Origin of the sequence: Parasphingorhabdus sp., from assembly GCF_036964675.1 — a bacterium.
Classification (GTDB): domain Bacteria; phylum Pseudomonadota; class Alphaproteobacteria; order Sphingomonadales; family Sphingomonadaceae; genus Parasphingorhabdus.
This window is the reverse complement of record NZ_JBALTF010000076.1, coordinates 1-11,147: the sequence shown is the minus strand read 5'-3', so window position 1 is coordinate 11,147 and position 11,147 is coordinate 1. Positions and strand designations below refer to the sequence as shown.

At 54.9% G+C, this 11,147-nt stretch carries 14 protein-coding genes; 7 read left to right on the top strand and 7 right to left on the bottom strand.

The genetic code is table 11. From position 1 onward, the window contains the following. Window positions 1–22: 22 nt before the first annotated feature. On the bottom strand, window positions 23–1,453 hold the full coding sequence (locus V7665_RS11835) for an amidohydrolase (protein WP_335664742.1): 1,431 nt from the start codon (window positions 1,451–1,453) through the stop codon (window positions 23–25). A gap of 200 nt (window positions 1,454–1,653) precedes the next feature. On the opposite strand from V7665_RS11835, the gene V7665_RS11830 reads away from it, so the two are divergent. Beyond that, window positions 1,654–1,917: a hypothetical protein gene (locus V7665_RS11830; RefSeq protein WP_335664741.1), complete on the top strand. Its 264-nt coding sequence runs from the start codon at window positions 1,654–1,656 to the stop codon at window positions 1,915–1,917. Between the two features lie 64 nt (window positions 1,918–1,981). On the opposite strand, the gene mobA is transcribed toward V7665_RS11830, so the two are convergent. The 3 genes from mobA to recF form a co-directional block, all read right to left on the bottom strand. After that, window positions 1,982–2,566 (bottom strand): molybdenum cofactor guanylyltransferase, encoded by a 585-nt coding sequence (gene mobA / locus V7665_RS11825; RefSeq protein WP_335664740.1) that lies wholly within the window; start codon window positions 2,564–2,566, stop codon window positions 1,982–1,984. Window positions 2,567–2,605: 39 nt separating this feature from the next. Further along, the gene (locus V7665_RS11820) at window positions 2,606–3,286 is read right to left on the bottom strand and encodes a CHAP domain-containing protein (RefSeq protein ID WP_335664739.1); all 681 of its coding nucleotides are present in this window, start codon (window positions 3,284–3,286) and stop codon (window positions 2,606–2,608) included. 86 nt (window positions 3,287–3,372) lie between these two features. Beyond that, window positions 3,373–4,446: a DNA replication/repair protein RecF gene (gene recF / locus V7665_RS11815; protein ID WP_335664743.1), complete on the bottom strand. Its 1,074-nt coding sequence runs from the start codon at window positions 4,444–4,446 to the stop codon at window positions 3,373–3,375. Between the two features lie 613 nt (window positions 4,447–5,059). On the opposite strand from recF, the gene V7665_RS11810 reads away from it, so the two are divergent. The 5 genes from V7665_RS11810 to V7665_RS11790 all read left to right on the top strand — a co-directional run bounded on the left by V7665_RS11810 (window position 5,060) and on the right by V7665_RS11790 (window position 8,449). Beyond that, the gene (locus tag V7665_RS11810; RefSeq protein ID WP_335664738.1) at window positions 5,060–5,239 is read left to right on the top strand and encodes a PspC domain-containing protein; all 180 of its coding nucleotides are present in this window, start codon (window positions 5,060–5,062) and stop codon (window positions 5,237–5,239) included. A gap of 126 nt (window positions 5,240–5,365) precedes the next feature. Then, entirely contained in the window at window positions 5,366–6,325 is a 960-nt protein-coding gene (locus tag V7665_RS11805; protein WP_335664737.1) for a cation diffusion facilitator family transporter, read from the top strand. 257 nt (window positions 6,326–6,582) lie between these two features. After that, window positions 6,583–7,221 carry a lysophospholipid acyltransferase family protein gene (locus V7665_RS11800; protein ID WP_335664736.1) on the top strand — a complete coding sequence of 213 codons (639 nt, stop codon included), beginning with the start codon at window positions 6,583–6,585 and terminating at the stop codon, window positions 7,219–7,221. Further along, on the top strand, window positions 7,218–8,027 hold the full coding sequence (locus tag V7665_RS11795) for a DUF1295 domain-containing protein (protein ID WP_335664735.1): 810 nt from the start codon (window positions 7,218–7,220) through the stop codon (window positions 8,025–8,027). Before V7665_RS11800 ends, V7665_RS11795 begins: the two co-directional genes overlap by 4 nt. Window positions 8,028–8,035: 8 nt before the next feature. After that, on the top strand, window positions 8,036–8,449 hold the full coding sequence (locus tag V7665_RS11790) for a VOC family protein (protein WP_335664734.1): 414 nt from the start codon (window positions 8,036–8,038) through the stop codon (window positions 8,447–8,449). 3 nt (window positions 8,450–8,452) lie between these two features. Here V7665_RS11790 and V7665_RS11785 read toward each other — a convergent pair whose 3' ends face one another. The 3 genes from V7665_RS11785 to V7665_RS11775 all read right to left on the bottom strand — a co-directional run bounded on the left by V7665_RS11785 (window position 8,453) and on the right by V7665_RS11775 (window position 10,550). Further along, complete coding sequence (locus tag V7665_RS11785; protein WP_335664733.1) at window positions 8,453–9,112, bottom strand: DsbA family oxidoreductase; 660 nt, start codon at window positions 9,110–9,112, stop codon at window positions 8,453–8,455. 20 nt (window positions 9,113–9,132) lie between these two features. After that, entirely contained in the window at window positions 9,133–9,468 is a 336-nt protein-coding gene (gene clpS, locus V7665_RS11780; protein ID WP_323801338.1) for an ATP-dependent Clp protease adapter ClpS, read from the bottom strand. Window positions 9,469–9,686: 218 nt separating this feature from the next. Then, window positions 9,687–10,550, bottom strand: a complete 864-nt coding sequence (locus V7665_RS11775) for a phasin family protein (RefSeq protein ID WP_335664732.1) — start codon at window positions 10,548–10,550, stop codon at window positions 9,687–9,689. 395 nt (window positions 10,551–10,945) lie between these two features. Here V7665_RS11775 and V7665_RS11770 point away from each other — a divergent pair. After that, window positions 10,946–11,147 (top strand): hypothetical protein (locus tag V7665_RS11770; protein ID WP_335664731.1); only part of this gene is annotated, 202 nt, incomplete at its 3' end.

Here is an 11,147-nt window from a genome sequence, read left to right as displayed (position 1 = left end):
AGCCCCCTTCGCCGCGATCCTTTTATTTCCGGTAATCCAGCGGCGGATCGCGATCGCCGAGCAGCGACTTGTACTGATAATCCGGCCCGCGCGCCTTGTCGAATTCGGCCTTGGCCTCGGCGCGCAGTTCCGGGTTGGTGTACAGTTCGATCGCCGCCAGGGTCAGCGTCTTGGCCGCGACCTGGACGCCCTTGAAGCCGATCGACATGCCGCTCGCTGCCGAGGATTGCCAGCTGTGCGCCGAGGTGCCGGGCACCCAGGTGGCGGTGCGCAGGCCAACGGTCGGCGTGGCGTAAGAGACATCGCCGACATCGGTCGAGCCATAGCCGAGCGATACAGTATAAGGCTGAACCTGTTCCTGGCTGCCGAGTGTGTTGCCGGGCTTGTCAAAGCTGGCATAGATGGTCTCGGCAAATTTCTGTTCTTCCGCTGTATAGGTGACGCCGCCGACCTGGCGCAATTTGGCGTCCATCATCTTCGCCAGCGGTTCGTTGACCAGCAGCGGGTTGTTGCCGTGGATCACTTCCCAGTCGACGGTGGTGCCGGTGCCCATCGCCGCGCCGCGCGCTGCCTGTTCGAGCCGCGCCCAGATCGCATCGACCTCGGCCGGATCGGGGTGGCGGACATAATAGAAGACTTCGGCAAAATCGGGCACGACATTGGGCGCGACGCCGCCTGCGGTGATCACATAATGGATCCGGCTTTGCTGCGGGATATGCTCGCGCATCATGTTGACCATCATGTCAAACGCCTCGACCCCGTCGAGCGCCGAGCGCGCCTTTTCCGGGGCGCCGGCAGCATGGGCGGATATCCCGTGGAAGCGGAATTTGGCCGAACGGTTGGCCAGTGTCGTGCGCGCCGCAGCCGAATTTTCATCATCGGCATGCCAGTGCAGCGCGATATCGACATCGTTGAACAGGCCGGCGCGGACCATATAGACCTTGCCGCTGCCGCCTTCTTCCGCTGGCGTGCCATAGAGACGAATACGCCCCGGCGTGCCGGTTTTTACCAGCCATTTGCTTACCGCGATCGCGGCTTCGACCGATCCTGCGCCGAACAGATTATGGCCGCAGGCATGGGCGGCGCCCTTGCCCTCGATCGGCGAGCGGGTGGCAACGGCGTCCTGATTGATACCCGGCAGCGCGTCATATTCCGCCAATATCGCGATCACCGGGCCGCCCTTGCCAAATTCGGCGGTGAAGGCGGTCGGAATGCCGGCGACGCCGGAGGTGATTTTAAAGCCATTGGACTGGAGCGATTGCTTGAGCAGGTCGCTGGATTTCTGTTCCTGATAGCCGACTTCCGCCCATTCCCACAGCTGCCGCGCGGTCTTGGCCGATTCTCCGGACCGGGCATCGATCAGCGCCGATATTTCGGACATTGTGTCGCTTTGCTGGGCTTGAACGGATACGGGAACCGCCGCGAGGGCGAAGACAAGGGCATATCGGATCATGGAAACCTCATTTGACTAGCTGTTTAGATAGAGGATTGCACAACCGGGATGGGAGAGCAACAGGCTTCTGTCTCCTCCTTTTGTGCGTGTTTTCTGGTCAATTGCAAAAATGCAACTCGCAGGTGCAACATTTCATATTGCAACTTATTTTCACTCGATCATAGTCGCTGAACATATCCGAAACCAAATGGAGTAATACCATGCGTAAACTATCCTCCCTGATCCTCGCGGCAACCGCGCTGTCTTTCACCGTTCCAGCATCCGCTGCTGAAGCTGAGCGTAACGACCGGCTTTATGATGCCACCGGCTCCAGCGTTGCCAAAGTGAACCGGGTCACCGACACCGGCGATCTTCTGGTCATTTACAAAGGCAAAGTGCGGCGGATCGAAGCTTCGACCCTGTCGGAAAGCGAAGGCAAGCTGGTCACCAGCCTGACCAAGTCGGAAATTCGCCGCCTCGACTAAGCGCTTTATTCGCTTACCAGATTCCGCAGTGATCATCACTGCAAGAGAAAGCCGGTGCTTCCCCTCAAGCGCCGGCTTTTTTCATGGCTGCCGCGGCCAGCAGGTCGTCCGGCCGGTTGATGTTGATGAACAGCTTCGGGTCGGTCCAAGCCACTGATTCTGCGCCACATTGTCGGGCCAGCCATTGCAGCGAGGGCGCTCGCTCACCGGCTTCATGGGTACCGCGGACCGCATTGACGATAGCGCAGCGCCAATAGGCAAAGGTCGGATGGATGCGCTGGCCATCCTCCGCCACCGCGCAGGCGCCGCTGGCCGATAGCCGTTCGATCAGGTCCAGTGGTGCAAAGGGTGCATCGACAGGGACCGTGACAAAGCCTTCAATCCCCAGGTCTCGCAATCTGGCCGCCACCGAGAAGATCGCGCCGACCGGACCAGCTGGCGCATCCGGGTCATCGCTGATGATCGCCAGTCCAGTGCCATAATCTTGCCTGGCCGACAGCAATATGCGGCCCGCCTTGTCAGCAAATCTACCGATCAATATATCAATCAGCCTTTGTCCTTCAAACAGGATCACCGCCTTGTCGGTCCCCATGCGGGTTGACTGGCCACCGGCGAGAATGACGAGGCTGGAGGGCGGGGTCTGGATCATGCGACTGGTTCCGATTGAAACATGTCGCTCAATCTGGCCTCAGCTTCCCACTCTGTCCAGCAATTCCCCGATCAGGTCCCTTGGTTCCCCGCCAACCGGGCGTTCCTGATCGGCGCTTTGGGCGAGTTCGGCTTTCAGCCTGCCGTCGAAAAGCGAGCGATTGGGTGTCCGGCTGCTGTGCGTCGGTTTCGCAGAAGCCCATTGCCGGCTGGCCTTGTGGGTTGGTTTCGCGGGATAGATGAAGCCATTTACCGGGAAGGCGGTGGTACCAAGCTTGCCGATTGGCGCATACCAGATCCGGACCAGACTCCAGTCATTGGCCTCGGAAACATCTCTTGCCTCAACCCGGCGTTCGATCTGGCCGCGCCGACCGTCGATCGGTGACCAGTTGGCATGGCTGATCAGGATCGTGCGGTTGTCGACAATTTTGCGAACGACCGCGACATGGCCAAGCTGCATCGCGCCGTGGCTGGGCAGGGACAGCACCGCGCCTTCAACCGGGTTGGTCCCCCGTTGATAGACGCCCGCCGCCTGGTCCCACCAGCTATGGGCATCGCCATAAATATTTATGCCGCTCAATTCCCGGGCAAAAGGCACGCATTGCAGATAGTCATTGGCTCTGGCCGGAGCGGGCATCATGATTGCCTGCAAAACCAGCAGGATCGGAACGATAGCATTCCGAAGCAAAGTCACATAATTTCTGAGGGCCGTTGTGTTCATCGATGCATCGATAAACGCCAGGCGCAAAAACAACGTTAACGAGCATCAAGAATCATTTATAAACCATGCTCAACCCAAGCGGGATTCTACCTAGGCGTGACGGTTCCGTCGACAACTTCAAAATGTAGCGCGTTGTCCGGAATATCGCTGAACAGTTCCGGTTCGGTTCCGGTAAGCCAGACTTGGCCACCGCGTTCCGCCAACTTGCCAAAAAGGGCTGCCCGGCGCTGTGGATCGAGATGAGCGGCAACTTCATCGAGTAGCAATATCGGTCGTCTCTTGCGCCGATCGGCGATCAAATCCGCATGCGCCAATATGATCGAAAAGAGCAACGCTTTCTGTTCTCCGGTTGAACATTTTTCGGCTGGCTGCTGTTTCGCGGAATGAAAGACCTTGAGGTCGGCTCGATGGGGGCCGCGGATTGTTCGGCCCGCTGCGCGGTCTGCAGCGCGATATTGTTGAAGCATCTGATGGAGTTGCTGCTCGGTGAGCAACTGTTCGTCGGCGAGCTGTACCGCCGGTGTAGCGAATATCCTGTTGTCAGATTGTTGCAGCCGCTGGTTCAGTGCGGATACCATCCGGTCCCGGGCCTCGGCGACCAACGATCCGAACCGTGCCAGTTGCACATCCAGCCCGTCTATCCAGTCCTTGTCCGCCGGATATGAATCGGCGAGAAGCCGGTTGCGTTCGCGCCGCGCTGCGTCGTAGCGGGCGCAGTTTCCAGCATGTGCTGGTTCTAGCGCGGTAACGAGCCGATCAAGAAAGTTCCGGCGTCCGGACGCGCCCTCGGTAAAGAGGCGATCCATCGCCGGGGTCAGCCACAATATAGAAAGCCATTCACCGAGCTCATTGGTCGGGACAGCTGCCTCGTTGATCCGGGTTTTGCGTCGTTCAGGTGCCTCTATACTGGTCCCGCTTCCCAGCTGCACATCGTCCAGTTGCGCGGCGACGGCGAAATCGCCCGGGCCATTCTGACTGGCGATATCGCGGAGTGATGCGCGTCGGAGGCCGCGTCCTGGCGCGAGCAGTGACACCGCTTCCAATATGTTGGTCTTGCCCGCTCCGTTGGCGCCGCTGAACACCATGAATCCGGGGGCGGCGTTCAGGCGCAATTCCGGATAGTTGCGAAAGTTGTGCAGAGTGAGCTGGGAAAGGGTCATGGTAAGGCCGGTCACTAGCTTTCACTCCCTTCTAAGAGAAGCAAATTCGCAGCGGATCGTCGTTCCGCCTGCGTTCATAACGCTAGAAGCTAATAAATGGGAAATATCACCAATCTTCAGTTATTGGCAATTTGCCATTTGGCATGAAATCATTTCAACTCATTGAAATATATAGTATTTATAAAACTGGCACGGCCCATGCAGTGTATCGGACATCTTCGCAACAATGCGAAAAACAGTTTCAAGTCGAAAGGAAATCAAAATGTTCTCGAATGTCTCCAGCAACATCTCCGCCGCTGTCGCCGCTATTTTTACCGCCGCCATATTTGTTGGCGCCAGTGTCGGCCCCGCCGTCAGCCACGCCGCATCGGTCGTCGCTTAAATTAAATTTGCACCAGAAAGGACAACTCATGTCATACAGTCTTCAAAATTCGCTTTCCGCCGCTTTTGCAGCCGCCGTTTCAGCAGCCTTGTTTGTCGGCGCCAGCATCTTGCCAGCCCTCAATAACGCATCGTCGATGGTGATCTGATGGCCAGCAAAGACAAAAGCTCACAATCCGTGCCTAGCAGCTGGCCGGAACCGGTCTCATCGAACAAAGGAAGCAATCGACCCATGAAAAAGAAACTGAAACTCGACAAAGCCAACGGAAAGCTGATGGGCGTCTGCTCCGGGCTGGCCAACTGGAGCGGAATGGATGCAAATCTGCTGCGGGTCATATTCGTTCTCGCGACGATATTTGGCTTTGGATCGGCGATTATTATCTATCTGGCGATTGGCCTGATTGTCGATTGATCCCGACATCTGTTCCCTACCATATGATATAACATACGGAAAATACTGTATAAAAACCATGGACCGCTCTGACTAATCCGTGTAATCGAAAATTTGAACATTCGCATTGCAATAGTCGGAGCGCAGATGTCCGCAGGTCATCATCACAACCACGGGCATTCTAGCCACAGCCATCATGATCGTCATGGTGCGCATAGTCATATGCCGACAAATTTCAGCCGCGCCTTCGCGCTCGGAATTACGCTGAATATCATATATATTATCGTCGAAGTCACATTCGGCCTGCTGGCCGGATCCATGGCACTGCTGGCCGACGCTGGCCATAATCTGTCCGATGTTCTCGGACTGGCTGTCGCCTGGGCTGGCGCAGAGCTCGCCAAGCGGCCACCCAGCAAACAATTCACCTATGGACTGGGCGGATCATCGATCCTTGCTGCACTACTCAACGGGCTTTTTCTGCTGGTAGCTTGCGGCGCCATCGCGTGGGAAGCCATCGAACGCTTCAGCGCCCCCAGTCCGATTGCGTCGACCACGGTCATCATTGTCGCCTCGCTTGGAATCGTCATCAATTTCGGAACCGCGATGCTTTTCGTGCGCGGACAGAAAGAAGACATCAATATCCGTGGCGCCTTTCTGCATATGATGGCAGACGCCGGCGTGTCGGCAGGAGTTGTCGTCGGTGGCATCGCTATCTATTTCAGCGGCTTGAACTGGATTGATCCGCTGATCAGCCTGCTGATTGTTGCACTGATCTTCTGGAGCACGTGGGGACTGTTATCCGAAGCCGTGCGCATGTCGCTGGCTGGAGTGCCTCGCAATATTGATGTGGAAAAAGTGCAGACATATCTTGGGTCATTGCCCGGTGTCCAGGCTGTGCATGACTTGCACATTTGGCCGATGAGCACGAGCGAAACTGCGATGACAGCCCATCTGGTATTGCCCGAGGGCCATCCGGGAAAAGGTTTCCTGGCCGCAGTGCAAACGGAAATGAAAATACTGTTCTCCATCCATCATATTACCATTCAGATCGAACTTGAAGATGAAGAAGCAGATCTGTGCCAGATTGATTGTGGCGGCCAAAATTGAGGCGATCATTGGCGTCTGCTTGAATTGCCCTTTTGGCGAAGAAATCGTCATCCACGCTGCCAGATGATCGGATATGAAGCGGGTCAAACGCAAAATCTGCTTCGGTTCTTTCACGAGCGCGAAAACCCGGCCTATGCGACATCGCGATTTCGCGATCGGGATGATTGCACCAACGGACATCTTTCGTTGCGCAGCCGAAAAATAGACTTATGGTCTCCTGATAATCGCGGCATTCGATCCCGCGAGAGGGAGGATGTGTGCACGACGAGATTAAACCGAACTGGTTGTCGGAAATTGTCCGTCGATTTTCTGTTTTCATATTTGCGATAAACGGATGGACCGCCGTTCAGGAAAACCCGCCGCCAAGAAAAGCGGTCATCATTGCTGCCCCTCACACCAGTAACTGGGATTTCCTCTTTTTTTTTGGTCTGACCAACAAACTCAAGATTAAATCTTACTGGATTGGCAAAGACACTTTATTCAAAAGGCCTTGGGGAGACATGATGCGGCGAATGGGCGGTATTCCGGTGAACAGGTCAAAATCGCAAAACATGGTTGACGCTATGGTCAGAGAGTTCGAGCGGCGTGACGATTTTCTCCTGACGATCCCGCCCGAGGGCACTCGCGGTAGCGTCAAGCAATGGCGGACCGGCTTCTATTACATCGCGCTAAAGGCAAAAGTCCCGTTGATTATCGGCCTGATGGACTATTCGAAAAAAACCGGGGGATTGGGTCCATCATTCATGCCCTCGGGAAACTACAAAGCTGACATGCAAAAGCTCAGCGATTTTTATCATAGCGTGACACCAAAATATCCCGAGAAAGCGATGCGTGATATTGTATCTACGGAATCCGGGGCAGACGGTGGAAATCTTGAAAAAGGAGAGGCCGTTTGAACTTGCTCGGATCCTTGGGCCTGAACTTTGGGCTGTTGGTCGCCATCATGATCATCCTGTGGTTGATATCTGTGCGTATCCGCGACGTGTCCTTTATCGATGCCTTTTGGGCCTATGGCATGGCGATCATGGCCAGCGCGGCCTTCATGCAAACGGCCAATCCGGGATCATTGGCTTACATGATCTGGGCGCTGACAGCTCTTTGGGGTATCCGGCTGGGCACGCATCTGTTCCTGCGCTGGCGCAAAGAAGGGATAGACCCCAGATATAAAAAGATTTTGGGTCACGCCATGGACAAGCAAGGGATGAGTTTTGCCAAAGCGGCTCTATTGAGGGCTTGGGCGATGCAAATCCCGCTGCTGTTCATGGTCTGCCTGCCGGCACAGCTTGGCATATTGCTGGCGGATGCTGCCCCGGTTGGTCCTGTCGCTATTATCGGCGCGGTTATCGCGTTGATTGGCATTGCCTTCGAAACCATCGGCGATATGCAGCTCAAGACCTTTCGGAGCAATCCGGCCAACACAGGCAAAGTGTTGGATAGCGGTCTGTGGAAATATACCCGGCATCCCAACTATTTTGGAGATTTCTGTGCTTGGTGGGGAATCTGGCTAGTGGCCGCCCAAACAGGCTGGCCAGTCTGGATCGCCATAGTGGGGCCATTGTTCCTGAGCTTCACCCTGATGAAGTGGAGCGGCGCGCCGTTGCTGGAGAAAAGTCTGAAAAAGAACCGTCCTGACTATGTCGATTATATCGAACGGACGTCCGGATTTTTCCCGATGCCGCCAAAGAAAACCGCAAACAGGTGATTAAAGGCGTGCATCACATCGCTATCGGCGTGCCTGACATCGAAGCGGGACTTGCATTTTATTGTGACATTCTCGGATTCGACCTGGACTGGTGCAGTGATATTTCGGCGGACAATGAAAAAGCCGGCGCGGCAGTCGGCCTTCCTGGTTTTGAAGCAAAGATGGCGATGCTGAAGGGCTCGAATCTCTGCCTTGAATTGTGGCAATATAGCAATCCTGAACCTCGCGATCTGCGCAGTGATCCGTCCGACCTGGGTTATCCGCATATGGCTTTGGCGGTCGAGGATATCGAGGCCGAATATGTTCGTCTTGCGGCAGCGGGGATGACATTTGTTGGGCCGCCCGTCGATTTCGGGACGCAAAAAGCGATCTATGGCCGAGATCCGTTTGGCAATATCATCGAGTTGCTGGAAGAATTATAGCCTTTACGCGGCTTTCTTGAGCAGCTTGTTTTCGATAATATTGGCAAAGACCTCACTATCCTGAGCACCGGGGATCATGAACTTCTTATTGAAAATAAAGGCTGGCACGCCGGTTATGAAACGATCCTGCCACTCGGCTTCCTCGGCCCGGACCTCGGCGGCGAACATATCCGTGTCGAGCAGGTCACGGGCGCGTTTTTCATCCAGACCCACCGATACCGCGATATTCACCAGCACCTGATGATCGCTGACATCCTGGCCATCGGTAAAATGGGCCTTGAAAAGTGCCAGTTTGAGCGCTGTTTGTTTGCCGGCCTCTCCGGCCCAGTGCAACAGGCGGTGCGCATCAAAAGTGTTCACCATCCGCATATTCTCATGATAGCTGAATTCAAAATCCAGATCATTGCCAGCACTGCGCAAACGCTCTCGATTGGCTTGGCTCTGCTCTGGCGTAGCGCCATATTTCTGAGCCATATGTTCGTTGATCGACTGTCCCTCCGGCGGCATCGACGGATTCAGTTCAAAGGCATGCCAGGCCAGTTCAAAGCGCGCCTTGCCTTCAAATTGGGCCATTGCCTTTTCGAGTTTCTTGTAACCGATGATACACCAGGGGCAAACGACATCCGAGACAATATCAACTGTGATAACGGGTGTTTCGGACATGGTAATTCCCTTGATTTCTATCAGGCCTTCTCAAGCGTGCATTGGAGGGGATGTTCGTTCTTGCGCGCGAAATCCATCACCTGGGTGACTTTTGTTTCCGCGACTTCGTAGCTAAAGGTTCCGCAGACGCCGACGCCCTTCTGATGCACATGCAGCATGACTCGCGTTGCTTCATCGATGTCCATGTTGAAAAATCGTTTCAAAACCAGAACGACAAATTCCATCGGCGTATAATCATCGTTGAGAATGAGCACTTTATATGGGCTGGGCTTCTTGGTCTTGGCCCGGGTCTTGGTCGCAATGCCGAGATTTGTGTTGTCGTCGTCATCGGATCCCTTGTCCGCATCGTCACCCATGACCGGTCGGTCGCTGGCACGATTCAGCTCGGTGGATTTTGGCAACGGGAAAAGAATCTTCTGGTTCATCATCAGGGTCAGGATATGGTATTTTTACCCCGGAGGGCAAGTGGCGGATTGATAGTTTCGACAGCTTTCGCACTTGTCAGTGTAAATAAGGTCAAAAAAAAGGACCGCTCCAATGGAACGGTCCCTTTTTGATCGGTTGAAAAAGCGGTTTAAGCAGCTTTTTTCAATTCCTTGCGGATTTCGCTGACGCGATCAGCAATCGGCTGATAGGCTTTGCCGGCAAGCTTGACGACAGCATCGGCGTTGTTCGAAGTCTGGTCCATCACCCGGTCCAGACCGCTGCGTACATAGTCAGCCTGCTTTGCAAACATGTCCTTCGGGGTCGCGACGCTGAACAGGCCTTGCAGAGCGCGGCTGGCTTCAACAAAATTCTCGCGGGTATATTTCACGTTGGTCTTGCCAATTTCTTGGGCGCCCTTGGCAGCGATCTTGCCGCTTTCGAGCAGGGTTTCGACGTTTTCGCGGTTGAATTCAACGGCATTTTTCGAAAGTGCAACGGCACGGTCGGCAGCTTCTTTGGCACGTGCTTGCGCTTCAGCGGTCAGCTTCTCAAAACGTGATCCCAGCTTGTCAGCGGTTTTCTTCACGGTGTTGGCAGCCTTGGTGTTGGCTGCTTTGGTGTTCTTCACAACGCGTTTGGTTGTCGTGGTTTTGGTGGTAGCCATTTTTTTGGTTCCTTTGGTCTTTGTGTTCAATGTGGTTTTGGCAACTGGCTTCGCAGCGACTTTACGCTTCGCTGCGGCCTTTTTTGCTGCCGGCTTGGTTGCTGCGGTTTTTTTGACAGCAGGCTGTGCCGCTGTTGCCGGTTTAGCAGCGGGAGCCACCGGCTTCTGGGTTTCGGTCGTTACCGGAGCTTGATCAGCTGCGGCTTTCTCGACAATCGCGGTTTCTGAAGCCGGTTCGTCGGAAATGTTGGTCGCAGAGGCCGCTGCAGCATAAGCTGCATCAGCAGAAAGCGAGCCGGTTACTTTTTCTGCCGGGGCAGTGGATGTTTCGTTCTTAATATCAGCCATCGGTTATCTCACTTCTATGTTGCAGTGCACAAATAGGGCATGAGATTGCCGATGTCAAGAAAAATGGTGCAGTGCACAATAAGCCGTTAACTAGCATATAAAGCCTATTGATTCAGTGGTGTAGCTGCGCTGCTATTTGCGATGTTCGGATATCTGGGGAAAAAATTGTGCCATCATGCTGCAGGCATAAAACGGCTTGTGCAGCCGATACGCGATGTTGCATGGTTCGTTTCTACATTACCCTCAGGCTCACTTGTCGGTCGAGCAAAGTGATGCTCTCTGCAAGCTCCATTGCCATGGCGTCCGCTAGGCCCCATTTGTGCATTGCAACAGATTTCTGTGGTTTGGGTCAGCTTCTGCTGTAACAGGACCAGCATCATTACCGAAAGTCCCTCATGTCCGCATTGATATCGATCGCCACCGCCGTTCCCGATTACCGGATCACGCAAGCAGAAGTGCTGGCCGTGCTGGCAAAGGCGAGGGGCGCGGCGCTGCCCGCCCGGCTGGAGCAGATCCTCGGCAATAGCGGGATCGATCAGCGTTATCTCGCCTGCGATGCGGATTATTATCTGGAGCCGCGCAGCTGGACAGGACGAG